This is a genomic window from Segeticoccus sp., from assembly GCF_035708005.1.
The window spans coordinates 1-23778 of sequence record NZ_DASSTI010000023.1; the positions used below are offsets into that span (position 1 = coordinate 1).

Sequence of the window (23778 nt, forward strand, 5' to 3'; positions counted from 1 at the left end):
CGTGGGATTCGTGCCGGTGATCGAGGGCTCGGAGAACTACACCGAGGAGCAGGTCGTCGACGCGATCGTGCGCACCGACTACGACCAGCCGATCGCGTCCCAGCGGAAGACTCCACCCGCTCCCGCGCCGCCGCTCCCGCCCAAGGGCGGGGTGTTCCGCCGGTTCCTGGACGGGTTCCGCTACCGCTGACGGCACGCCGGAGTCAGGTTCCGTGCTGGGCCGGCCGCCACCCGGACCACCATGGTGGGAAGTGGCCCGTTCGGTCAGGTCTCAGGTCTCGCCGGGGCCACCACGCCGGGAAGTGGCCAGCTTGGTCAGTTGTCAGTTGTCAGCGCACAGCCGGGCACGGCCGGGCCGGCGCCACCGCGCCAGCGGCGGGCGGTGGGGTCGACGGCCTACGAGCGTCGTCTACCGTGGCCGGGTGCCTGCCACGACACCACGCACCGCGATCCGCTCGACCGCAGCCGTCGGCGTGGCGCTCGCCGTCGCGCTGAGCGGCTGCACCTCCTCGGACGGCTCCGCCGCCCGGAGCAGCAGCCCCACCTCGAGCAGCCCTGCGCCGAAGGCGAGCAGCTCCAGCCCGGCCAAGCCGCATCCGCGCGTCAGCGTCGCCGGCGTGCCCACCGCCCTCGCCAAGACGGTCCGGCAGCTGTATGCCGGAAAGCCCGTCCCAGCGCCGGCTCCGCTGCGCCGGGTCCTCGCCCAGCGAGCCACCTCGCACGGGCGCGTGAAGGCCCACGGCAACGTGGCGAGCTGGAAGTCGTCGAAGATTGCGGTCGTGACCGCCCGCCACGACGTCACCCTCGCGGTGCAGGGCAAGCACGGCTGGCACGTCGTCGGCGGCTGGTGGCCCTCGATGAAGGTGAGGAGGCCGCAGCTCGGCGGCACCCGGCACGTGCTGCTCATGGGGTCCGACGCCCGGGTCTCGCACGGGCAGGAGGTCGCCCGTTCCCGCGCCGACAGTCTCCACGTCATCGGACTGGACGGTCGCGGTGGCGCCGGTGTGCTCGGCATACCGCGCGATTCGTGGGTGTCGCTGGCCACCGGCGGGCCGGGGAAGATCAACTCGGCCATGGCCTACGGCGGTCCGACGGCGGAGCTGAAGACGGTCCGGCACGTGACCGGGCTGCCGATCGAGGGCTACCTGCTGACCGGGTTCGTCGGCTTCCGGCACGCGATCGACGCCTTCGGGGGCCTGCCGTTCGACGCGCCCAAGGCCGTCATCGACCCGACGCACCACAACTCCGGCGCGGACGTGAAGAAGGGCAAGCAGCACCTCAACGGCGACGAGGCGCTCGCCTATGCCCGGGAGCGGAAGTCGTTGCCGGACGGCGACTTCGGGCGCTCGCGCAACCAGGGTTGGCTGCTCCTCGCGGGCGCGGCACTGGTGCGCGGCGGCGGTCCGGAGAAGCTGCCGAGGTACCTGCACGAGCTCTCGCCGTACGTCACGACCGACCTGTCCGCCCAGCAGGTGCTGACCCTCGCGGCGCACGTCTTCACCCTGAACCCTCATAGGGTGCGCAACGAGGTCGCCACCGGTGGCTTCGGTGTCCGTGGGGGCGGCCAGTCCGTGGTCCTGCTGGGCAGCGGCGCTCGGCACCTGTTCCACGACCTCCGGGACGGCACCCTCTCTGGCGGCGGGTGAGAGACTGCGAACCATGGCGGACGAGGTGCTCTACGACGATGGTGTGGTCACGCTCGACGAGGGTGGCATCACGCTGCGGCGCTACTACTTCCCGCTCGCGCTGAGCAAGCGGATCCGCTACTCCGACGTCCGCGGCTTCGAGCAGCGGCAGATGGGACCGTTGACCGGCAAGGGCCGGGTCTGGGGCAGCGGCGACTTGCGGCACTGGACGCCGCTCGACCTGAAGCGGCCGCAGAAGCAGGTCGCGATCATCCTCGACGTCGGCGCCGCGGTGCGGCCGACCTTCTCACCGGAGGACCCGGAGCGCTTCGTGGCGATCCTGCAGCAGCACGTGCCGCCCGTCACCTCCTGACGGGATGGGGTCCGCGGTGGCCGGCTGGAGACCCGGCCACCGCGGCGCCCGCTCGCGGGAGCTCAGCTCTCCGGCAGGGCGGCACACTGGCCGACGGCCTTGCCGCCGACACTGTTCGGCCCGTACCCGGGTGGGGCACCGTCCACCGCGTCACCCAGTTGCGGCTTCGGGCTGTTGCGGTGGCAGACCAGGTTCTTGCCGATCGTGTTCGCGACCACCTCGTTGCCATCGGGATCGGCGTTCTGGATGTTCTTCAGCACGACGTTGCCGCCGATGGTGCTGCGGATCACCCCGAACCACGTGGTGTTCAGGCCCTGGACCACGACGTTGCCGTGGATGGTGTCGTCCTTGATGGAGAACGGGATGAACGGGTCGGTGGCCGGCCCGGCCCCGCCGCCGTGCGAGGTCAGGTTGCCATGGATCGTGATGCCGTTGAAGGCGGCGTTGTAGACGTGGTCGAGGGTGACGTTGCCCTTGACGACGTCGGCTCCGACCTCACCGGGGGTCCCATCGGTGCTGCACGGGTGTGCCTGGGTGCAGCCCAGCGCCAGCATCGAGCCGGGCTTCGCCGTCACGTTGCCGCGCACCGTGAGCGTGGAATGCGTGGAGGCGTCGAACACTGCTCCCCGGGTGACCGTCAGGTTGCCGCGCACGATGACCGCGGCGCCGTCGGGAACCATGCAGTTTCCGGTGATCCGGACATTGGAGTAGGTGCCGGACGCGAGTTCCCCGCCGCTGCAGGCGGCGGAGGGCGGAGGTGCGGCGTTCGCCGCGGCGGTGAATCCAGTGGCCGTCAGGACGGCGGCACCGAGGATCGCCGCACCATAGCGTGCTTTCATGTGGGGTTTGCCCGTCTGTGAAGGATGGTGGGACGCCCCGAATCGAACGCCATCCACACAGCGGGCCACAAGCGGCGGGCGCAAGAATCACCCGATAAACGCCCGTGTCTAGACAACGCCTCGCGTGGTCAGGCGACCATCGGTGCCCGACCGCGTCGGGTCCGGCGCTGGGTGCCCGACTGCAGGGCATCGGACCATGCGCGGGCCAGTCCCGTCACCGCCGCACCGATGCGCTCCTCGCCCAGGGTGTAGGGCACCCGGACGAAGCGCTCCAACCCGGTGCCGTCGACGGAGAAGGACGCCCCCGGCGCGAGGAGCACCCCGTGCCGCTCGGCGGCCACGGCCAAGGCGGTCGAGCGCGGCTGCGGCAGGCGGCACCAGGCTGTCAGACCGCCCGGTGGCCGGCGGACCTCCCAGTCGGGCAGCTGCTCGCCCAACGCCTGTAGCAGGGCGGCCCGGCGACTGCGCAGTTCCGCCCTCCGCGCCTCCAGCAGCGGCTCGCCCGCCTGCAGCAGCTCGGTCACCACGAGCTGTTCGAGCACCGGAGCCCCCAGGTCGAGGCTGACGCGCGCCTCCAGGAACCGCCCGACCTGCTGTCGTGGCACCCGCATCCAGCCCACCCGGAGGCCACCCCAGTAGCTCTTGCTCGCGCTGCCGACCGTGACGGACTCCGTCGCGAACGCGGCGAATGGTCGGGGCATCGCATCGACGTCCAGTCCGACGTCGACCATCGTCTCGTCCACCACCGGCACCGCGCCGGCGGCGCGTAGTGCGTCCGCGACCAGCTGCCGATCCGCCTCCCGCATCAGTGAACCGGTCGGGTTCTGGAAGTCAGGGACCAGCACGGCGCCGGCCACGGCCGAGCGGCGCCCGGCGCCCAGGAGGTCTCCCAGTGCGGCGAGATCGAGACCGGCCGGCCCGACGGGCACCCCCACCAGCCGGGCGCCCTGACGGCGCAGCGTCGCCAGGGCGTTGGGGTAGCCGGGGTGTTCCACCAGCACGCGGTCGCCGGTGCGCAGCAGCGCGCGGGCGGCCACGGCCGTCGCGGCCACGGCGCCGGCGGTGACGATGACCTGGTCCGGTTCGGTCGGCAGCCCGCGGGCGGTGAACCGCGCGGCGAGCGCCTCGCGCAGCACCGGCAGTCCCGCCGGGTGGTAGCCGGTGCCGTACAGGTGCCGGGGGAGCCGCTCCATCGCCGCCTCGTAGGCCGTCAGGACCCCGACGCCGGCTGTCGGCGCGGCGTAACTGAGGTCCAGCATCGTCGCGGACCGTTCGGTGGGATGCACCAGGTTGGCGGTCCCCGGCTGCGGGCCGCCGGGGACCGTCGCGATGCTGCCAGAACCCCGGCGGGAGGTGAGGTAGCCGCGGTCGCGCAGCTCGGCATACGCCCTCGCGACGGTGGTGCGGCTGACCGGCAGCGCGGCCGTCAGCTCGCGCTCGCTCGGCAGCCGCGTGCCGTGCAGGATCCGCCCGTCGGCCACGAGCAGGCGGATCCTGTCGGCGAGCGACCGGTAGGCCGGCCCGTCGGGGGCCGGGTCGGCGAGCAGGTCGGCGAGCAGGGAGGCGAGGCGGGCAGCGGAGACGCGCGCGGTCGGCATACGGGCCACTGTCGCACAAGTGGCCATGTTCAGGAAGGCCACTTTGCTGTCACACTGGCCGGCATGACCCTGACGCCGCCTCGCCGCCAGCTGGCCTCGCTGTCGCCGCGCGAGCAGCTGCGCAGCGGCCGGATGCCGCGCCGGCTGCTCCAGCTCTTCGTCGGCCTGTCCTGCTTCGGTGCGTCGATGGGGATGATGGTGCGGGCCCGGCTCGGACTGGCGCCGTGGGACGTCTTCCACTGGGGGCTGACCTCCCGGCTGCCGCTGAGCTTCGGGACGATCGTGATCATCGTCGGCGCCCTCGTGCTGCTGCTGTGGTGGCCCCTGCGGCAGTGGCCCGGCCTCGGCACGGTCTGCAACGTGGTGTGGGTCGGCGTGGCCAGCGACGTCACGCTCGGCCTCCTGCCGCCGCCGGAGGCGATGGGGTGGCGGATCGCGCTCATGGTCGGTGGTGTGGTGCTCAACGGCCTGGCCAGCGCGCTCTACATCGGCAGCCAGCTCGGCCCGGGGCCGCGGGACGGCCTGATGACCGGACTGTCCCAGCGCACCGGGCGCAGCATCCGGCTGGTGCGGACCTCGATCGAGGTCACCGTGCTCGTGGTCGGGTGGATCCTCGGCGGCGTCGTGGGCGTCGGCACGGTGCTGTATGCCGTGGCGATCGGCCCGCTCATCCAGCTGTTCCTGCCGATGATGGTCGTGGACCTGCCGGGCGCGGCCCGCTACGCTGCGAAACCGGCCGGCCGCGAGCCCATCCAGCCGCGGCCCTGACGTCACTTCGCACCACGGAGGCAGGAGCCGTCCGATGCCCACCGGGGAACGCCTGCGCGCGATGTCGCGCCGCCGCTCGAGCCTCACCTTCAAGCTGCGGTATGCCGTGCGGCACCCCGAGCGCATCCGCGGCCACCTGCGACGCGCTGCCCGGGACGCGTGGCTGCGGGCCAGCAGCCGGGACCACGTCGCCTACTACCGGGCGGTGATGCAGCACGACGTCGCGCACCGGGCAGCGAACGCCGCCGTCGGCAGCCCGAGCGAGGAGCAGTGGCTGCGGTTCGGGCGGTTCCAGTTCCGCTACCTGCGCCAGCACGGCCTGCTGCCGAGGCACCGGGTGCTCGAGATCGGGTGCGGGAACCTGCGGGCGGGCTGGCACCTCATCGACTACCTCGACGCCGGCAACTACTACGGCATCGACATCTCCCCGGACATCCTCTTCGCGGCGCAGCAGACGGTCGCCGACCGGGGACTGCAGGACAAGCTGCCGCACCTGACGCCGGTGCGCGACCTGCGGTTCGCGTTCCTGCCGGACGGGTACTTCGACGTCGTCCATGCGCACAGCGTCTTCTCGCACTCCCCGGCCGAGGTGGTCGAGGAGTGCCTGGCCCACGTGGGTCGCATCCTCACGCCGGACGGCTTCTTCGACTTCACCTTCAACCGGACCGAGGCCGCCGAGCACCACGTCCTGCACGAGGACTTCTACTACCGCACCGAGACGCTGGTCGCCGCGGCCGAGCGGCACGGCCTGACCGCGCGGTTGATGGAGGACTGGGAGCAGAGCTCGCACCGGCAGTCCAAGCTGCGCGTCACCCGCTCCTGAGCCGGGTCTCACCCGGCGGGCAGCCGGCCGTTGCCCGCCGGGGGCGGACTACCGTGTGCGCGTGGAGACCCCCCACCTCACCACCCGCCGGGCGCGCACGCGTGACGTGCCCGAGATCCGTGCGCTGGTGCAACCGCTCGCAGAGTCCCGCGTGCTCGTCGCGAAGGACGCTGTCGCCTACTACGAGTCCCTGCAGGAGTTCCGGGTCATCGAGGACGCCGGCGTCGTGATCGGCTGCGGAGCGGTGCACGTCATGTGGCAGGACGTCGCCGAGGTGCGCACCCTCGCGGTGGCCGACTCCCACCGGGGGCGGGGGATCGGCCACCTGCTGCTCGAGCAGCTCCTCGACGACGCCCGCGAGCTCGGCGTGGCGCGGGTCTTCTGCCTCACCTTCGAGGTGGACTTCTTCTGCCGGCACGGCTTCCAGCCGATCGAGGGGCAGGCCGTCACGCCTGAGGTCTACGCCCAGCTCCTGCGCTCCTACGACGAGGGCGTTGCCGAGTTCCTCGACCTGGACCGGGTCAAGCCGAACACCCTCGGCAACACCCGGATGCTGCGCGTGCTCTGAGCGGCGACCGGGCGGGGGGCTTCCCGGCAGCGCGGGCCGGTCAGCAGGTCACTCCTTGACCGCGCCCGTCAGCATGCCCTCGATGAACCGCCGCTGCAGGATCAGGTAGACGATCACCACCGGTAGGGCGACCAGGACCGCCCCGGCCGCGAGCAGCGACACGTCCGAGGAGTGCTGGCCCTGGAAGAAGACCAGTCCCAACGGCACGGTCCGCCGCGCCTCGGAGGTCACCATGACCAGCGCCAGCAGGAACTCGTTCCACGTCCACATGAACGTGATCACCACGAGGGTGGTGATCGCCGGCCGCCCGACCGGCACGAGCACCCGCCACAGCGTGGTCCAGCTGTTGGCGCCGTCGATCCGCGCGGCCTCCACCAGCGTTCGGGGTGCGCTGCTGAAGTAGGCCCGCATCCAGAACGTGCCGAAGGCGATCGACTGCGCCGTCTGCGGCAGGATCAGGGCCCAGTAGGTGTCGGTCAGGCCGAGGCCACGCAGGTCGTAGTAGAGCGGCACGACCAGCGCCTCCTCGGGCAGCGTCAGCCCGATGAGGAACATGTAGAACAGCACCGTCGAGCCGGGGAAGCGCATCGTGCCGAAGGCGTAGGCCGCCAGCGTGGAGAACACCGCCGCCGACACCACCACGGCGACCGCGACGATCACCGAGGACCCGAGGTAGTGGCTGAAGTGCCCCCGCGTCCAGGCCTCGACGAAGTTGTGCCAGTGCAGCTCGTTGGGCAGCGCGAAACCGGTGGCGAGCGAACGCTGGTCGGCAAACGCGGTGCTGAGCACCCCGAAGACCGGGGTCAGGGCGATGACACTGAACAGCGCGAGGATCACGTAGGTCGCCCACTGCTCGGCCTTGGAGGTCACCGGTCCCTCCCCTCGATCAGCCTCGACACCACCACGGTGAGCACGAAGATGAGGATCGCCAGGCTCACCCCGATCGCCGCTGCCGAGCCGACCTGCCCCGTCTCGAACGCCCGGTGGTAGACCTCGTAGGCCGGCACGGACGTGGCGTTCTCCGGTCCACCTCCCGTCGTGACGTAGATCAGGTCGAAGTTGCGCAGGCCCGCCACGATCGTCAGCGTCGCGGCGACCGCGATCTCCGGCCGCAGGGCGGGGAGCGTGACGGCGAAGAACTCCCGGATCGCACCGGCACCGTCGAGCCGGGCCGCCTCGTAGAGCTCACGCGGGATCCGCTGGGCACCGGCGAGGAACAACACCATGGCCAGGCCCGATTCGACCCACGTGCCGATGAGTCCGACGGCGGGCAGGGCGAAGGTGAAGTCCCCCAACCATGCTCGCGTGATGTCGCCGAGCCCGACAGCGGCAAGCAGATCGTTGAGCAGCCCCTGGGGCGCGTAGATCCAGCGCCACGCGAGAGCGACGACGACCATGGCCAGCACCTGCGGCAGGAACAGGACGGTGCGGAAGAACGTCAGCCCGTGGATCCGGATGCGCGACATGGCACCGGCCAGCAGCAGCCCGATGACGATGGGCAGGAACGAGTAGAACAGCAGCAGGATCAGCGCGTGGACGAACGGCCCGCGGAACGTCGGGTCGGTGAAGATGGCGGCGTAGTTGCTGCCGCCGGCCCAGGTCGCGACCGAGAGCCCGTCCCAGTTGTAGAGCGAGTACCAGATGGACTGGCCGAAGGGGATCAGCACGAACAGCGCGAAGAGGGCGACGGCCGGGAGGATGTAGAGGTAGCCGACCTGCCGTGGCTCGCCCGGGGATCCTCGGCGGCGCCGGCGGCGGCCCCCGGCGCGCTCCAGGGGCCGCGTTGCGACGGTTCGCCGGCTGGTGGCGTGCTGGCTCACTGACTGTGGAACGACTGGTAGTCCGACTGCAGCCTCTGGGTGAACTGCTGGGGCGTGAGCTTGCCCCCGATCAAACCCTGCAGCGACGCGGTGATCGTGTCGTAGAAGGTGGGCGTCGAGTAGTCCAGGTAGGGCACCAGCCCGTCGTCCTGGCTCAGCGTTTCCCAGCCCTGCACCATCTGACCCTCGATGCTGGAGGCGGGCAGCGACTTCGCGGCCGGCCCGGGCACTGCGGGGAGGTTGCCCGTCTTCGTCATCACGTCCGCGGCGTGCTTGTCCGTCAGGAAGTTGATGTAGGCGGCGGCCACATCGGGGTGCTTGGACTTGCTCGTGACGGCGAAGGCCAGGCTCTCGCCCCCGGTCGTGACCACGGAACCGCCGGGCTGGTCGGGCGGGGTGACGATGAGGCCGAGCTTGCGACCCATGGAGGGCTTCAGCACGGCCGCCTCCCAGGTGCCGGTGACGAGGTAGACGCCCTGCCCCGAGGCGAACTGCTTGGCGGCGTCGTCGTAGCCGAGCCCGTTGGCGCCCTGCGGGAAGTAGCCCTTCTTGGCCCAGTCGGCCAGCACCTGCGCGGCCTTGAGCGTGCCGGAGTCGGTCCACGTGGCGTTGCCGGTGCCGAAGACGAGGTTGCGCACGGTCTGCTTGCCGGCCGTCTGGCCCTGGATGACGCCGAAGGTGTGGATGGCCGGGTACTTGTCGAGGTTGCCGAACTGAATGGGCAGCTGGCCCTTCGCCTTGATCTTGGGCAGCTGGTCGGTGAAGTCCTTCCACGTCTTGGGTGGTTGCAACCCGAGCTGCTTGAGCTTGTCCTTGTTGTAGTAGATGCCGATGTACTCACCCATCTGGGACAGGCCGTAGAGCTTGCCCTCCCCGAAGTGCTTGCCGTCGTTGGAGACCCGGTTCAGGTCGAGGAGCGTCTTGGGGTAGCGGTTGGCCCAGCCGTAGGCCTTCGCGTAGCTGTCGAGCGGGGTCAGCATGCCGGCCTTCACGAAGGCGACCATGTCGCCGTAGCCCTGGTTCGCCTCCACCACATCGGGTGGGTTCTTGCCCGACAGGGCCAGCTTGAGGGTGGTCTTGAGGTCGGAGAAGCTCTTGGCCGTCCGCTTGATCGTGACGTTCGGGTACGTGCTCTGGAACTCCTTGTTCAACCGGCTGATCTCGGCGTTCTGCCCGCCGCGGACCTCCTGGTCCCACACCTGCAGGGTCACCGTGCCGGCCTTGGCCGGGTTGGTGGAGATGCTGCCCGCGGGCCGGCTGGACTGGCTCGAGGCGGCACTGCCGCTGCCCGGTGGCGAGCAGGCCGCGGCCGCCAGCCCACCAGCCACGGTGAGGCAGGTCAGCGACAGCAGGGACGTCATACGGCGGGGGGAACGTCGCACAGGGAACTCCTTGCGGTCAGCGGCTTCTGGGGCCGCGATGGGGAGGGATGCGGGTGTGTCGCTGGGGTGCCGCGTCGGTGTGGTCGATGTCCGCGAGCCGCGCCACGGTGGCCTGCGCGCGGCGCACGCTGGCCAGTGGCGCGGGCGGGGTCACGTCGTCGAGGAAGGCGTAACGGCGCAGCAGGGAGGCGTGGTAGGCGTCGGTGGGGCCGACCCCCTTGGTGCAGGACCACCAGTCGCTGATGTCGCCCCACCCGGGCGCCGCGAGGGAGCCGCCGAACTGCTGCACCGCCAGGGCCGAGCAGACGCCGGCGAAGGCGAGCCGGTTGGCCAGTGGCCAACCCTTGAGGGTGCCCAGGACGATCGCGGCGCCGAACACGTCGCCGGCACCGGTGGCGTCCAGGGCCTTGACGCGGACCGCGGGGACGTGCGCCTCCTCGCCGGTCTCGGAGTCGATGGCCATGGCGCCCTCCGCGCCGTTGGTGACCACGGCCAGCGGCACGAGGTCGGCGAGGGTGTAGAGCGCGTCCTTGGCATTGCCGCACCGGGTGTAGGCCATCGCCTCCGTGGCGTTGGGCATGAAGGCGTGGCAGACCGAGAGCTGGTCGAGGATCGCGGGCGACCACTGCCCACTGGGGTCCCAGCCGACGTCGGCGAAGATCTTCGTGCCGTTCGCGCGGGCGGCGTCCACCCAGGTCGCGGTGGCCGCGCCGTCGCCCGGACCGGCACCGGTGCCGGCCACGTGGATCGGGTGGGACTCGCTGAGGTCGACGATGGCGGCCCGGGCCCGCGGTGGGGTGCCGATGAGCTCGGCGACGGGCACCGGCGGCGCGTGGCCGTGCGTGACCATCGCGCGGTCCCCGGGGGTGGCCATCGAGACCGTGACGGGGGAGTGCCAGTGCTCGAAGCGGCGCGAGTGGCTGAGGTCGATGCCCTCCTGCTGCTCGAGGGTGCGCCAGCAGAAGTCGCCGTAGTCGTCGTCCCCGAACGCCGCCGCGAGCGAGGTGCTCAGCCCGAGCCGGCCGGTGGCGACGGCCAGGTTGGCGATGCCGCCGGGGCACGAACCCATGCCCTCGGCCCAGATCTCCGTTCCTCCGGTCGGCAGCGAGCCCAGCCCCGTGAAGATGATGTCGAGGAAGACGGTGCCGTGGACGAACACGTCGAACTGGCGCTCGGCGTCGGCCGCCTTGGCCGTCGTGGTCGTGTCGCGCGCGGTCACGGTGACACGCTAGCCCTGCGTGCGGGAGCGGACAACCATGAACGCGCAAATCTGCGCATCGAGTGCGCGCTCGTGCGTGTTCGTGGTGCTAGCGTGGCGGTCATGCTGCAGCACGAGCGCCGCGTCGCCATCCTGCGGCGGGTGCGCGCGAGCGGCGCCACCGAAGTCAGCGAGTTGGCCCGCAGCCTGGGCGTGAGCGCCTCGACGATCCGGCGCGACCTCGCGGCGCTCGGTGCGGAGGGGACGGTCCGCCGCGTGCACGGTGGGGTGCGCGTGGACGACCAGGCCGATGCCCGGCTGCCCTTCGCTGCGGTCGTGGAGGTGGACCCGGCACGCAAGGACGCGATCGGAGCGCGTGCGGCGGCGACAGTGCAGGACGGGCAGAGCGTGCTGCTCGACATCGGCACCACGGTGCGCTCGATGGCGCAGCACCTGCGCGGCCGGCCGGTCACGGTGCTCACCTCGAGCCTCGCCGTCGTCGACGTGCTGCGCGACGACCCGCAGGTGGAGCTCATCGTGCTCGGGGGTGTGGTGCGCCGCGCCTACCACTCGATGGTCGGGCTGCTCACCGAGGACGCGTTGGCCCAGGTGCACGCCGACCGGGCCTTCCTGGGCGCCAGTGGAGTTCGCCCGGACGGGCGGGTCCTGGACAGCACCCGGGTCGAGGTGCCGGTCAAGCGGGCCATGCTGCGGGCGGTCGACCGCGCCGCGCTGCTCGTGGATGCCCACAAGTTTCCGGGCTCCGGTGGCCTGCGGGTCTGCGACGTGGGTGACCTGGACCTGGTGGTGACCAACGACGATGCCGACCCCGACACGGTGGCCCTGTGCCGGGAGCGTGGCGTGGAGGTGGTGTTCGCGTGAGGTTGACGATCCTCGGTGGTGGGGGTTTCCGGGTTCCGTTGGTCTACGGCGCCCTGGTCCGGGACGCGGTCGCGGGCCACGAGCCCCGGGTCACCGAGGTGGTGCTGTATGACGAGGACGCGACCCGGCTGCGCGCTGTCGCCTCGGTGCTCGAGCAGATGGCCCCCGAGGCGAGCCGACCGGCCGTGCGCAGCACCACCGACCTCGACGAGGCCCTGACCGGAGCCGACTTCGTCTTCTCCGCGATCCGCGTCGGAGGCCTGCACGGGCGCACCTGCGACGAGCGGGTGGCCCTGGACCTCGGGGTGCTGGGGCAGGAGACCACGGGTCCCGGCGGCATCGCCTACGCGCTGCGGACGATCCCCGTCGCGCGGGCGATCGCCGAGCGGGTCCGGGCGTGCTGCCCGCAGGCGTGGGTCATCAACTTCACGAACCCGGCCGGGATGGTGACCGAGGCGATGCAGGAGCTGCTCGGAGCGCGGGTCACCGGGATCTGCGACTCGCCGATCGCCTTGGCACGTCGTGCTGCTCGCGCCCTCGGCCTCGACCCGGCGCGCACCGAGCCCGACTATGTCGGCCTCAACCACCTGGGCTGGCTGCGCGGGCTGCGCCACGCCGGCCGCGACGTGCTGCCCGACCTGCTCGCGGACGACGCGGCGCTCGGACACGTCGAGGAGGCACGGCTGTTCGGGCCCGCCTGGGTCCGGTTGCTGGGGGTGCTGCCCAACGAGTACCTCTACTACTACTACTTCGCGCGTGAGTCGGTCGCGGCCATCCTCGCCGGCGGGGACACCCGTGGCGAGTTCCTCCTGCGCCAGCAGGAGGGCTTCTATGCCAGCGCCGCGGCCGATCCCGGTGCGGCGTACCGGGAGTGGCAGCAGGTGCGACGCGAGCGGGATGCGACGTACATGCAGGAGAGCCGGCAGGAGCGGGCCGCGGGGGAGCGGGACGAGGAGGACCTGCAGGGCGGCGGCTACGAGGGGGTCGCACTGGCGCTCATGGCGGCGATCGCGCGCGGCGAGCGGTCGACCATGATCCTCAATGTGTGCAACGGGTCCGCCGTGCCGGGGCTGCCCCCGGAGGCGGTCGTCGAGGTGCCCTGTGCGGTCAGCGCGTCGGGACCCCAGCCGCTGGCGACCCGCCCGCTGGCGGGGGACCAGCTCGGGCTGCTGCAGCAGGTCAAGGCGGTCGAGCAGCTGACTATCCGCGCCGCCGTGACCGGGTCGCGGTCGTTGGCACTCAAGGCCTTCGCCCTGCACCCGCTGGTCGACTCGTTCACCACCGCCCAGGCACTCCTCGACGGATATGCGCAGCGGATCCCGGAGGTGGCCGCCGCATTGCCGAACGGCTGAGCGCGTCAGCGCGTCGAGGAGTAGATCCGCCGGACGACGTCCTCGATCTCGGGCTCCTCGATCGCGAGGTCGCGCACCTCCACGCTCGCGGAGACTGCCGCCAGCACGGCCGCGGCCGTGGTCTGCTCGGCGTCGAAGGCGAGCCGCTGGCGCAGCCCGTCGCCTTCGCTGCCCAGGTGAGTCGTTCCGGGTATGCCGGTGAGGGCCTCGGTCGGTGCCGCCAGGTCGACGACGAGGACCCGGCGGGCCCCGACGGTCCTGGCCAGACCGGCGAGGGTGCCCTCGTAGGCCAACCGGCCGTGGTCGACCACGAGGACCCGTTCGCAGAGCCGCTCGATGTCGCCCATGTCGTGGGTGGTGAGCAGCAGCGTCGTGCCGCGTGAAGCCCGCTCGTGGATGAGGAATTCGCGCAGCCGCTGTTTGGACAGCACGTCCAGGCCGATCGTCGGCTCGTCGAGGATGAGCAGGTCGGGGGAGTGCAGCAGGGCGGCCGCGACCTCGGCCCGCATCCGCTGCCCGAGGGAGAGCTGGCGCACCGGGGTGTCGAGCGTCGGCCCCATCTCGAGCTGTTCCACCAGCTCCGCGGTGCGGGACCGGGCCGCGTCCGCGTCGAGCCGGTGGATCGAGGCGAGGATCGTGAACGACTCGCGCAACGGCAGGTCCCACCAGAGCTGGGACCGCTGGCCGAACACCACGCCGACTCGACGGGCGAGAGCCCGCCGCTGGCTGACCGGCTCCAGCCCACAGGTGCGGACCCGGCCGCTGGTCGGGACCAGGATGCCGGTGAGCATCTTGATCGTCGTCGACTTGCCCGCGCCATTGGCGCCGATGTAGCCGACCGCCGAGCCGGCCGCGATGGTGAACGTCATCGCGTCGACCGCGGTCAGGGTCGCCCGGCCCCACAACGCACGGGCTCCCTTGCCGCGTAACGTGAACCGTCGGGTCAGGTCGTCCACCTCGACGACCGGCTCGCCCGGCTTCATCCGCCACCTCCCTGGTAGTGCCGCGTGCCGAGCCGCCAGAGACCGGCCGCCATCAGACAGACCCAGACGGCCGCCAGGGGCGTGCACCACGCCAGCCACGCGGGCAGCAGCGCCGGCCCGGGCAGTCCGAGCACGGCCAGGGCAGGCAGGTAGGCGGTGAACGCCACCGGGAAGAGGAAGCCGAAGACGAGCTTCAGCGGACCGGGCCAGACGCTGGCCGGCTGCGTGGCGGCATACCGTCCGCCGTAGACGAAGGAGTTGGTCAGCTCGGCACCGTTGATGAGGAAGAACTGCATCCCCGCCGCGCACACGAACAGCCCCGCATAGATCACGGCCCCGGACACGAAGCCGAGCACGAGCAGCGCCACCGTGGACACGCTCCAGTGGATGTCGTTGACCACCAAGGCGATCGCGAGAGCGGCGGCGCCCACGACGGCTCGGGCGATTCGTTTCAGGCTGATGTCGCTGGTGACCAGCTGGGCCAGCAGTGGCTGCGGCCGCAGGTAGAACACATCGAGGGTGCCCGCGCGCACGTACGTCGGCAGCGTGTCGCAGTGGCCCACCGCGAGGTCGGCGAGGGAGAAGGCCAGGTCGGCCAGGCCGAAGACGAGCAGGATCGCGTGGAAGTCGAGGCCACCCAGCGCGTGCACGTTGTGGTAGATGATCCACACCTCGGCGAGCTCGACGAGCCCGACGAGGAAGGAGCTCGCCACGTCGATCGCGAACGACGTGCGGTAGGAGCGTTGCGCCCGCACGCGCGAGGCCAGCACCGCGCGGTATGCCGTGAGCCGGCCCGGCCGGATCCGTGCCGGTGCCGTCGTGGTCGCCTCAGCCACCCTGCACCTCCAGCTTGCGCCGCCCCGCGGTGGTGAGCAGGTGTCCGAGGAGGAAGGTGACGCCGAGCCAGAAGAGCTGGAGGCCCAGCACGCGCAGGGCGTCCAGGCCCAGCTTCCGCCCGGACAGCACGTCGATGGGGGCCATCATGATGGACGGGAACGGGGTGGCGGAGGCCAGCGCGCCGAGCCAGCCGGGGAAGAGGGACACCGGCACGAACATCCCCATGAGGAAGGTCGAGGCGACCATGTAGAGGAGCTGCATCCCGCGCGTCTCGACCAGCCAGAAGCCGAGGACGTTGACCGCGTAGCGGCCGCAGAACGAGATCGCCATGCCGAGGACGACGCTCACCACGCCCAGCAGGTAGGGAAGCGGCGCGCGCGGCATGACGATGCCGACGGTGAGCGCTCCCACGAGGACGCTCGGGATGCCGCGGGGGATGAGGCTGAACGACGCCTTGCCGAGGTCGGCGGCGAGGTGGGACAGCTGCACGTCCACCGGGCGCAGGAAGTCCACCGCCACGTCACCGGTGCGGATCCGCTCCCCGATCTCCGCCTTGCCGTGGGCCTGGACCGCACCGAGCAGGCCTTGGGACAGCCAGACGTAGGCGCTCATCGCGCCGACGCCGTAGCCCCGCAGGTCGCCGCCGGCGGCCCGGACCGCGGCGAACAGCACTGCGGCCTTGAGGAAGCCGAACACGACGTTGGTGAGCAGACCCGCGAATGTCGCCAAGCGGTAGCGCGACTGCTGCCGGAACCCTGCGCGGGCCAGCTGCCAGTAGGTGAGGAGCTCCGCGCGCACAAGCGCAAGAAACTACTCCGGGCCGCCGGTGCGCGCAAGCGAGCGGGTGGGCAGTAGCCTGCCCGGCATGACCGAACCGCAGTACATCATCGTGATGGGGGTGTCCGGCGGCGGGAAGACCACTGTGGCCAAGGGCATCGCGCAGGCCATGGGCTGGGAGTTCGCCGAAGGTGACGACTTCCACCCCAAGGCCAACGTCGAGAAGATGGCCGCCGGCCATCCACTCACCGACGAGGACCGCTGGCCGTGGCTGCGGGCGATCGGGGAGTGGATCGACGAGCGCGAGCGTGCGGGCACCAGCGCCGTCGTGACGTGCTCGGCGCTGCGCCGGGTCTATCGCGACCTGCTGCGCGAGGGCCGTCCCGGGGTGCGGTTCTGTCACGTCGACGCCGACGCGGACCTCATCGCCGAGCGGCTCGCGCGCCGCAGGGGCCACTACATGCCGCCGTCGCTGCTGCCCAGTCAGCTCGCCACGCTGGAGCGCCTGCAGCCCGACGAGCCGGGGGTCGTGGTCTCGGCCAGGGACACCCCGGAGCAGGTCGTGAAGGAGGCGCTCGAGGCGCTGGGACTGCACCCCAAGGAGGAGGCCAAGTGACGGCATACCATCTCGCACTGTTTGCCACCGCGGCCGGCGACAAGCCGCTCAGCCACGCCGGCCACGCACAACTCATCCTGGCGGCTCTGGCCGGCATCGCCACCGTCGTCGTCCTCATCGTCTGGGCGAAGTTCCACCCGTTCATCGGGCTGATCCTCGGCACGGCCGTGCTCGGGGCGGTCGCCGCCGTGCCGCCGGAAGACGTGGTGACCAGCTTCATCGACGGGCTCGGGTCCACGTTCGGCAGCGTCGGGCTGCTGATCGCCCTCGGCGCCATGCTCGGCAAGCTGCTCGCGGACTCCGGCGGCGCCAACGTCATCGTCGACACGATCATCAGCAAGGTCGGCCGCCGGACCCTGCCGTGGGCGATGGCCCTGATCGCCGGGATCATCGGGCTGCCGATGTTCTTCGAGATCGGCGTGGTCATCCTCGTGCCGATCGTCATCCTCGTCGCGCGCCGCACCGGCGTCTCGCTGATGAAGGTCGGCATCCCGGCGCTCGCGGGCCTGTCCATCCTGCACGGCCTGGTCCCGCCGCACCCCGGTCCGCTGACGGCGATCAGCCTGCTCCACGCCGACCTCGGCTACACCCTCGTCTTCGGGCTCATCATCGCCGTCCCCACGCTGGTCATCTCGGGGCCGTTCCTGGCGCAGTTCATGGACCGCGCCGTGCCGGTCACCGTCGGCGCCGACCTCAACGCGAACGCCGGTGTCGCCGCGGACTCCCACCGGGACGCCGGCACGAGCCGCACGGCCGACATCGCCCCGGACGAGCCGGGCGGTGCCAAACAGGACCAGACCTCCCCGGTCGGGACCGCGACCATGGTCGACGAGAGCGTCACCAAGCGGCCCAGCTTCGGGCTCGCCGTGATCAGCGTCGTGCTCCCGGTGCTGATGATGCTCGTGCGCGCCGTCGGGGAGTTCACCGTCAAGGACGGCACCACGCTGCGCAGCATCCTCGACTTCATCGGTGAGCCGTCGGTCGCGCTGCTCGCGGGCGTGCTCCTCGCGATGCTCGCCCTGGGCCGGGCCGCCGGCATGCCGCGGGCGAAGATCCACGAGTCGCTCGGCTCGGGCCTGCCCGGGGTGGCCTCGATCATGCTCATCGTCGCCGCCGGTGGTGGCTTCAAGACGCTGCTGTCCGACTCTGGCGTGGCCAACGTGATCGCCGACTACGCCGAGCACGCGCACATGTCGGTGCTGCTGCTCGGCTGGCTCGTGGCCGTCGGGATCCGGCTCGCCACCGGCTCGGCCACCGTCGCCACCATCACCGCCGCCGGCATCGTCGGGCCGCTCGGGCAGACCCTGGACCAGCCGCACCTCGCGCTGCTGGTGCTCGCGGTCGGCGCCGGGTCGCTCTTCTTCAGCCACGTCAACGACGCCGGCTTCTGGCTGGTCAAGGAGTACTTCGGCCTCACCGTCGGGCAGACGATCAAGTCCTGGTCGGTGATGGAGACGGTCATCTCGGTCGTCGCGCTGATCTGCGTGCTGATCCTCGGCGCCGTCGTCTGACCCATCGGCGGTCGGTGCGGGCGGGTTCTGCCGGCGGGCTCGGGTTGCAACCCGGGCGCGGGTGCGTGATGTCGACCAGTGCGAGTCAGGGAAGCGCGTAGCGCCCGTCCTCGAGCGGGTCGACGAGACCGTCGGCGACGAGCCCGTCGAGGCAGCGCTCGCGCTGGACGGGGTCGGTCGTCCACACCTCGTGCAGCCGCTCGGCCGGCACCGGTTCGGCGGAGTCGCGCAACACCGCCAGCAGTCGTCCGCGCACCTGCCGGTCGGTGCCGGCCCACCGCTGGCCCCGCTTGGCCGGCCCGGTGTATGCCGGCCGGCCGGCCAGGTGCCAGCCGCACCGGTCCAGCAGCGGACAGTCGGCGCAGCGGGGCGAGCGTGCGGTGCAGACCAGAGCGCCGAGCTCCATGACCCCGACGTTCCAGCGGCGCGCGGTCTCGGCGTCGTCGGGCAGCAGCCGGTCGGCGAGCTCCCGCTCGGCGCGGTTCAGGCTCGGCGCGGCCTCTCCGGACCCCGCCACGGCGCGGGCGTGCACCCGGCGCACGTTGGTGTCGACCACGGCGCACTGCAGGCCGAAGGCAAAGCTCGCCACCGCGGCCGCGGTGTAGTCGCCGACACCGGGCAGCGCGCGCAGCTCCTCGAGCGTGTCCGGCACCTGGCCGCCGTGCCGCTCGACCATCGCCCGAGCGGCCTGGTGCAGCCGCAGCGCGCGTCGCGGGTAGCCCAGCCGGCCCCATGCCCGCACGGCTTCGCCGGGGGATTCGGCGGCCAGCGCTGCCGGCTCGGGCCAGCGGGTCAGCCACTCCCGCCACACCGGCTCGACCCGGGCGACCGGCGTCTGCTGCAGCATCACCTCCGAGACGAACACCGCCCAGGGCGAGGCGTCCGGGGCGCGCCAGGGCAGGTCACGGGAGTGCACGGCATACCAGTCGAGGACCCGGGCGTGCAGGTCCGGGAGGTCGCCATGGGCGCGCCGGGGCACGGCTCAGACGTAACGCTCGAGGATGCTGGACTCGGCCAGGCGCGACAGGCCCTCGCGCACGGCGCGGGCCCGGCCCTCGCCGACGCCCTCGACGGCCATCAGCTCCTCGAGCCCGGCGGCGAGCAGCTTCTGCAGGTTGCCGAAGTGGTCGACCAGCCGGTCGACGATGGCGCCGGGCAGGCGGGGGACCTTGGACAGCAGCCGGTAGCCGCGCGGGCTGATCGAGGCGTCGATCGCGTCACCGGCGGACGGGAAGCCGAGGGCCCGCGCCCCCGCGCTGAGGTCGAGCAGCTCGGCGGAGGTCAGCTGGGCGAGGTTGGCGAGCACCTCCTCGATGGTGGTGACGTTCTTCGCCGCGTCGAGGTAGTCGCGGATCACCAGCTCGCGGTCGCCGCCGAGGCCGCCGGTGAGCTCCTCGATCTGCAGGTTGAGCAGCCGGCCGTCGGTGCCGAGCTCGAGGACGTAGTCGGCGATCTCGTCGCGGATCCGCCGGACCATCTCGAGGCGCTGCACGACGCTCGCGACGTCGCGGACGGTGACCAGGTCCTCGATCTCGAGCGCCGACAAGGTGCCGGTGACCTCGTCGAGCCGGGACTTGTAGCGCTCCAAGGTCTGGAGGGCCTGGTTCGCGCGCGACAGGATCGCGCTGGAGCCCTCGAGCACGTGGCGCAGGTTGCCGACGTAGAGGGCGACGATCTGCATCGACTGGCTCACCGAGACCACCGGCAGTCCGGTCTGCTTGGCCACCCGCTCGGCTGTGCGGTGCCGGGTCCCGGACTCGCTCGTCTGGATGGAGGGGTCGGGGACCAGCTGGGTGGCGGCGCGGACGATGCGGGTGCCCTCGCGGTCGAGGATGATGGCGCCGTCCATCTTCGCGAGCTCGCGCAGCTGCGTGGCGGAGAACTCCACGTCGAGCGGGAAACCGCCGGTGCACAGCGACTCCACGACCTTGTCGTTGCCCAGGACGATCAGGGCACCGGTGCGGCCGCGCAGGATGCGCTCGAGCCCGTCGCGCAGCTCGGTGCCGGGGGCGACGGCCGCCAAGGTGGCACGCAGCAGCTCCTCGTCGCTTCGCTCCACGGTGTCGGTCCTCAGGTCGGGCAGGAACTTCCGGAAGCCCCTGCGTCGTGTCCGGCTGTTGTCTCTGGCGGCTCCTGCGGCGTCACCGCTGCCGGGAGTCTAGCGGCCGGCCTGTGCGACCAATGTCACGATCCTGCAGCGGGTGTGACGAGATCAACAGCGGCAGCGAGGTTGGCCACCTCCACCACGCGCATGCCGTCCGGCACCGGGCCGGACCCCAGGGAACCGCGCGGCACGATGGCGCGGGTGAACCCGATCCGCGCCGCCTCGGCCAGTCGTCTCGGGATCCCCGTCACCGCGCGGATCTCGCCGGCCAGACCCACCTCGCCGACCGCGATCGTGCCGGCGGGCAGCGGCCGGTCCTGCACCGAGCCGGCCATCGCGAGGGCCGCGGCCAGGTCGGCGGCCGGCTCGGTGAGCCGCACGCCGCCGACCGTCGAGACGTAGCAGTCCGACTGGCGGACCGACACCCCCGCCCGGCGGTCGAGCACGGCCAGCACCATCGCCATCCGGGAGGAGTCCAGCCCGCTGGTCGTCCGACGCGGTGAGGGGGCACTGGTCTGGGCCAACAGCGCCTGCACCTCGGCCACCAGCGGGCGCCGACCCTCCAACGTGACGGTGACGCAGGTGCCCGGCACGACCAGGTCTCGGCTGGTGAGGAACAGCCCGCTGGGGTCGGTCAGCCCGACGATCCCGACGTCGGACAGGTCGAAGCAGCCCACCTCGTCGGTCGGGCCGTAGCGGTTCTTCACCGCGCGCACGAGCCGCAGCCGGGAGTGCCGGTCGCCCTCGAACTGCACCACCACGTCGACGAGGTGCTCGAGCACCCGCGGCCCGGCGATCGACCCGTCCTTGGTGACGTGCCCGACGAGCAGGACACTGATGCCGCGGGCCTTGGCGACCTGGATGAGCGAGGCCGCGACCTCGCGCACCTGGGCGACGTTGCCCGCGGCACCCTCGACCTCGCTGCTGGAGATCGTCTGCACCGAGTCGACCACCAGCAGGTCCGGCTGCACCTCGTCGATCTGGCCGAGCACGGTCGCGAGGTCGGTCTCGGCGGCGAGGAACAGGCTCCGGGCCATGGCCTCGATCCGCTCGGCCCGCACCCGCACCTGCGCGGCGGACTCCTCCCCACTGACGTAGAGCACGGTGCCACCCATGCGGCTCGCCCGGGCGGAGACGTCGAGCAGCAGGGTGGACTTGCCGATGCCCGGCTCGCCGGCGAACAGCACCACCGCACCCGGCACCAGCCCGCCGCCGAGCACCCGGTCCAGCTCGCTGACGCCCGTCGACCGTGCCTCGGCCCGGCGCGCGTCGACGTCGCCGATCGGGATGGCCGGGCGCTCCACCTTCGCTGCAGCGGTGGTCCGGACCGCGACGGCCCCGACCTCGCTCACCGTGCCCCACGCCTGGCACTCGCCGCACCGGCCGACCCACTTGACCGTGGCCCACCCGCACTCCGAGCAGCGGTACCCCGGCGACCTGCCCGTCCTCGCCCCACCCGTCGTCTTCGCAGCCATGGCGAGCAACCTACGGGGCCACACCGACAGACCCGTGGACCGGCCACGCAACGCCGGTGCCCGATCGCTCAGTGCCGGTGCCCCGGCCGCTCAGCGCCGGTTGCCGGCCAGGAACGACCGCCGCACATAGGCGTCGAAGGCGCGCGCCCCGAACAGCCGTCGGCTGTGCACCATCGCCACCGCGGGGACGGTGACCACGTAGCGGATCCGGGGACGGGGTGAGGTGAGGGCCCGTTCGACGACGGCGGCCACCGCCTCCGGCCCCGCCGAGAGCCACCGCGACCGGTAGACCCCGTTCATGCTGCGCTCGGCCGCCGCCCGCATCGCCGCGTACGGACTGTCGGATCCGGCGCTGTCGGCCATGGTCTGCGACGCCGTGCCGCGGAAGCCGGTCCGGATCAGTCCCGGTTCCACCACGCTCACGCTGATGCCGAAGGGGCCGACCTCCAGGCGCAGGGCATCCGAGATGGCCTCCACCGCGTACTTGCTCGCGTGGTAGTAGCCCCCGACCGGGAACACGAGCCGGCCGCCCATCGAGGAGATGTTGATGATCCGGCCGGTGCCGGCTGAGCGCATGCCCGGCAGCACGAGCTGGGTCATCCGCGCCAGGCCGAACACGTTGGTCTCGAACTGGCGCCGGACCGACGCCAGCGGTGTCTCCTCGATGGTGCCGTAGGCGCCGTAGCCGGCGTTGTTGACCAGCGCGGTGACCGCGCCGTGCTCCGCCTCGACCGCGGCGACGGCGGACTGCATCGACTCTTCGTCGGTGACGTCGCACGCGACCACCCGCACCCGTTCCCCGGCGAGGTCCGAGATGCTGTCGGGACGCCGCGCGCTGGCCCACACCGTCAGGTCGCCCCGGCGTGCCAGCCGCTGGACCGTGGTCCGGCCGATGCCGGAGGACGCTCCGGTCACCAGCACCGCGGCGGCGGTACGCGCGTGCTCCACCAGCACACTGTGTCACCCGCCGGCGGCGGGTGCGACGGGATCCGCGGGACTCACCGGAACGCGACAGCGAGCCACCCACCACGGGGCGCTCGCCGTGCCGAGCCAGGCGCCGCGCATACTGCTGGGGTGGTGCAGGGAAGCAACGTCGGTCCCCGCAGGAGTCGTATGCCGGTGCGCCGCCGCTTGGCTGCCCTCGTCTCCGTCGCCCTGGGCACGGGCCTGCTCGCCGCGTGCGGCGGGGCCGCGACGGGCAGCGGCGGGACGGCTGCGCAGGACCCGTCATCCGGCCCCGGAGCGCAGATCGGCACGCGCGTCGACCAGCCGATGGCGTCGGCGCTGATGCAGCTGCCGCTGCGAGACGCGCACGGAAACCCGGTGCAGCTCAAGCAGTTCCGGGGCAAGGTGCTCGTCGTCTCCGACGCGATGACGCTGTGCCAGGAGACCTGCCCCCTCGACACCGCCACCGTCGTGCAGACCGCTCGCGACGTGGAGAAGGCCGGCCTCGGCGACAAGGTCGAGTTCCTCAGCATCACGGTCGACCCGCGCAGGGACACCACGACGCAGCTGGCGGCCTACCGCAAGCTGTTCCCGCACGCGCCGAAGAACTGGACGCTGCTCACCGGGTCCCCGAAGGTGCTCAACCGGTGGTGGGACACCCTGGGCGTGTGGCGCCAGAAGACGCCGGAGAGCAAGATCCACGAGCCGGGCCCGGCTCCGCGCAACTGGCGCACGGGGCAGAAGCTGACCTACGACGTCGCCCACTCCGACGAGGTGTTCTTCTTCGACGGCCGGCAGCACGAGCGCTTCGTGCTCGAGGGGCCGCCCCACGTCACGGATCCCAGCCTGCTGCCGAAGCGGCTGCGCAGCTTCCTCAACGACGCGGGCCGGAAGAACCTCGCGCACCCCTCGAAGGAGGCGTGGACCGAGCCGCAGGCCCTGAAGGTGGTCAGCTGGCTCACCGGCCACCACCTGTCCTGAGGGTCAGGTCCCGGCCTTCTCCGGGAGGCCCAGTGCCTCGGCGATGGCGGTGCGGAGCCGGCGTGCGAGCTCGTCCTGGTCGGCCGCGGGCACCTGTTCGCCCTCCGGCACGCCGAGGTAGCCGAACACGTTCGGGCCGCGACGGTCCTCGGCCAGGTCCGCCGGGCGCGGGATGAGGTGGAAGTGCGTGTGGGCGAAGCCTTCCGCCTCGGCGAACTGGGCGACGTAGCTCTTCGCGCACCCGGTCATGCTCGCAGACGCCTCCCGACTGACGACCCCGCCGGTGGCGTTTCCCGGGTCCGAGCACGAGCGAAACGCCAC

The 23778-nt window shown here is 71.9% G+C and carries 25 protein-coding genes; 11 read left to right on the plus strand and 14 right to left on the minus strand.

The window, feature by feature from the left end; genetic code table 11:
- The 3 genes from VFL99_RS02330 to VFL99_RS02340 all read left to right on the plus strand — a co-directional run.
- Positions 1 to 190, plus strand: a 190-nt coding sequence (locus tag VFL99_RS02330) for a hypothetical protein (RefSeq protein ID WP_325104712.1), incomplete at its 5' end; no start/stop codon positions are given.
- 232 nt (positions 191 to 422) lie between these two features.
- Complete coding sequence (locus tag VFL99_RS02335; protein ID WP_325104713.1) at positions 423 to 1646, plus strand: LCP family protein; 1224 nt, start codon at positions 423 to 425, stop codon at positions 1644 to 1646.
- Positions 1647 to 1659: 13 nt separating this feature from the next.
- A complete protein-coding gene (locus tag VFL99_RS02340) occupies positions 1660 to 1998 on the plus strand; it encodes a hypothetical protein (RefSeq protein WP_325104714.1) in 339 nt (112 codons plus the stop codon).
- A 62-nt stretch (positions 1999 to 2060) separates the two neighbouring features.
- Here the strand turns inward: VFL99_RS02340 and VFL99_RS02345 are convergent, their stop codons facing one another.
- Together VFL99_RS02345 and yczR are read right to left on the minus strand one after the other, a co-directional pair.
- A complete protein-coding gene (locus tag VFL99_RS02345; RefSeq protein WP_325104715.1) occupies positions 2061 to 2837 on the minus strand; it encodes a hypothetical protein in 777 nt (258 codons plus the stop codon).
- Between the two features lie 128 nt (positions 2838 to 2965).
- On the minus strand, positions 2966 to 4435 hold the full coding sequence (gene yczR, locus VFL99_RS02350; RefSeq protein WP_325104716.1) for a MocR-like transcription factor YczR: 1470 nt from the start codon (positions 4433 to 4435) through the stop codon (positions 2966 to 2968).
- 63 nt (positions 4436 to 4498) lie between these two features.
- Between yczR and yczE the strand changes: the two genes are divergently transcribed.
- From yczE to VFL99_RS02365, 3 genes are all read left to right on the plus strand, one after another.
- Positions 4499 to 5203 (plus strand): membrane protein YczE, encoded by a 705-nt coding sequence (gene yczE, locus VFL99_RS02355; protein WP_325104717.1) that lies wholly within the window; start codon positions 4499 to 4501, stop codon positions 5201 to 5203.
- 34 nt (positions 5204 to 5237) lie between these two features.
- A complete protein-coding gene (locus VFL99_RS02360; protein ID WP_325104718.1) occupies positions 5238 to 6026 on the plus strand; it encodes a class I SAM-dependent methyltransferase in 789 nt (262 codons plus the stop codon).
- Positions 6027 to 6087: 61 nt separating this feature from the next.
- Complete coding sequence (locus tag VFL99_RS02365) at positions 6088 to 6594, plus strand: amino-acid N-acetyltransferase (RefSeq protein WP_414713704.1); 507 nt, start codon at positions 6088 to 6090, stop codon at positions 6592 to 6594.
- A gap of 48 nt (positions 6595 to 6642) precedes the next feature.
- On the opposite strand, the gene VFL99_RS02370 is transcribed toward VFL99_RS02365, so the two are convergent.
- The 4 genes from VFL99_RS02370 to VFL99_RS02385 are packed head-to-tail and all read right to left on the minus strand — an operon-like array spanning position 6643 to position 11015.
- Positions 6643 to 7464, minus strand: a complete 822-nt coding sequence (locus VFL99_RS02370) for a carbohydrate ABC transporter permease (RefSeq protein ID WP_325104720.1) — start codon at positions 7462 to 7464, stop codon at positions 6643 to 6645.
- Positions 7461 to 8414 carry a carbohydrate ABC transporter permease gene (locus tag VFL99_RS02375; RefSeq protein ID WP_325104721.1) on the minus strand — a complete coding sequence of 318 codons (954 nt, stop codon included), beginning with the start codon at positions 8412 to 8414 and terminating at the stop codon, positions 7461 to 7463. The genes VFL99_RS02370 and VFL99_RS02375 overlap by 4 nt, the downstream gene beginning before the upstream one ends.
- Entirely contained in the window at positions 8411 to 9796 is a 1386-nt protein-coding gene (locus VFL99_RS02380; RefSeq protein ID WP_325104722.1) for an extracellular solute-binding protein, read from the minus strand. Before VFL99_RS02380 ends, VFL99_RS02375 begins: the two co-directional genes overlap by 4 nt.
- A gap of 16 nt (positions 9797 to 9812) precedes the next feature.
- Positions 9813 to 11015: a carbohydrate kinase family protein gene (locus tag VFL99_RS02385; RefSeq protein WP_325104723.1), complete on the minus strand. Its 1203-nt coding sequence runs from the start codon at positions 11013 to 11015 to the stop codon at positions 9813 to 9815.
- 102 nt (positions 11016 to 11117) lie between these two features.
- On the opposite strand from VFL99_RS02385, the gene VFL99_RS02390 reads away from it, so the two are divergent.
- Together VFL99_RS02390 and VFL99_RS02395 are read left to right on the plus strand one after the other, a co-directional pair.
- Positions 11118 to 11876 carry a DeoR/GlpR family DNA-binding transcription regulator gene (locus VFL99_RS02390; protein WP_325104724.1) on the plus strand — a complete coding sequence of 253 codons (759 nt, stop codon included), beginning with the start codon at positions 11118 to 11120 and terminating at the stop codon, positions 11874 to 11876.
- Positions 11873 to 13228, plus strand: a complete 1356-nt coding sequence (locus tag VFL99_RS02395; protein WP_325104725.1) for a 6-phospho-beta-glucosidase — start codon at positions 11873 to 11875, stop codon at positions 13226 to 13228. Before VFL99_RS02390 ends, VFL99_RS02395 begins: the two co-directional genes overlap by 4 nt.
- A 5-nt stretch (positions 13229 to 13233) precedes the next feature.
- On the opposite strand, the gene VFL99_RS02400 is transcribed toward VFL99_RS02395, so the two are convergent.
- From VFL99_RS02400 to VFL99_RS02410, 3 genes are read right to left on the minus strand one after another with little or no spacing between them, the layout of a single operon-like run.
- The gene (locus tag VFL99_RS02400) at positions 13234 to 14211 is read right to left on the minus strand and encodes an ABC transporter ATP-binding protein (protein ID WP_325104726.1); all 978 of its coding nucleotides are present in this window, start codon (positions 14209 to 14211) and stop codon (positions 13234 to 13236) included.
- Complete coding sequence (locus tag VFL99_RS02405) at positions 14208 to 15047, minus strand: ABC transporter permease (protein WP_325104727.1); 840 nt, start codon at positions 15045 to 15047, stop codon at positions 14208 to 14210. Before VFL99_RS02405 ends, VFL99_RS02400 begins: the two co-directional genes overlap by 4 nt.
- A complete protein-coding gene (locus VFL99_RS02410; RefSeq protein ID WP_325104728.1) occupies positions 15040 to 15846 on the minus strand; it encodes an ABC transporter permease in 807 nt (268 codons plus the stop codon). The genes VFL99_RS02405 and VFL99_RS02410 overlap by 8 nt, the downstream gene beginning before the upstream one ends.
- Positions 15847 to 15913: 67 nt before the next feature.
- On the opposite strand from VFL99_RS02410, the gene VFL99_RS02415 reads away from it, so the two are divergent.
- A complete protein-coding gene (locus VFL99_RS02415; protein ID WP_325104729.1) occupies positions 15914 to 16441 on the plus strand; it encodes a gluconokinase in 528 nt (175 codons plus the stop codon).
- Positions 16438 to 17952, plus strand: coding sequence for a GntP family permease (locus VFL99_RS02420; protein ID WP_325104730.1), 1515 nt, complete (start codon positions 16438 to 16440; stop codon positions 17950 to 17952). The genes VFL99_RS02415 and VFL99_RS02420 overlap by 4 nt, the downstream gene beginning before the upstream one ends.
- Before the next feature lie 85 nt (positions 17953 to 18037).
- On the opposite strand, the gene VFL99_RS02425 is transcribed toward VFL99_RS02420, so the two are convergent.
- The 4 genes from VFL99_RS02425 to VFL99_RS02440 form a co-directional block, all read right to left on the minus strand.
- Entirely contained in the window at positions 18038 to 18931 is an 894-nt protein-coding gene (locus tag VFL99_RS02425) for an A/G-specific adenine glycosylase (RefSeq protein WP_325104731.1), read from the minus strand.
- Between the two features lie 3 nt (positions 18932 to 18934).
- Positions 18935 to 20011 (minus strand): DNA integrity scanning diadenylate cyclase DisA, encoded by a 1077-nt coding sequence (gene disA, locus VFL99_RS02430; RefSeq protein WP_325104732.1) that lies wholly within the window; start codon positions 20009 to 20011, stop codon positions 18935 to 18937.
- Between the two features lie 125 nt (positions 20012 to 20136).
- Positions 20137 to 21531: a DNA repair protein RadA gene (gene radA / locus VFL99_RS02435; protein ID WP_325104733.1), complete on the minus strand. Its 1395-nt coding sequence runs from the start codon at positions 21529 to 21531 to the stop codon at positions 20137 to 20139.
- A gap of 90 nt (positions 21532 to 21621) precedes the next feature.
- Positions 21622 to 22479: an SDR family NAD(P)-dependent oxidoreductase gene (locus VFL99_RS02440; protein ID WP_325104734.1), complete on the minus strand. Its 858-nt coding sequence runs from the start codon at positions 22477 to 22479 to the stop codon at positions 21622 to 21624.
- A 126-nt stretch (positions 22480 to 22605) separates the two neighbouring features.
- Here VFL99_RS02440 and VFL99_RS02445 point away from each other — a divergent pair, with 126 nt between their 5' ends.
- Positions 22606 to 23457: an SCO family protein gene (locus VFL99_RS02445; RefSeq protein ID WP_325104735.1), complete on the plus strand. Its 852-nt coding sequence runs from the start codon at positions 22606 to 22608 to the stop codon at positions 23455 to 23457.
- Positions 23458 to 23460: 3 nt separating this feature from the next.
- On the opposite strand, the gene VFL99_RS02450 is transcribed toward VFL99_RS02445, so the two are convergent.
- Complete coding sequence (locus tag VFL99_RS02450) at positions 23461 to 23706, minus strand: hypothetical protein (protein ID WP_325104736.1); 246 nt, start codon at positions 23704 to 23706, stop codon at positions 23461 to 23463.
- Positions 23707 to 23778: the final 72 nt, after the last annotated feature.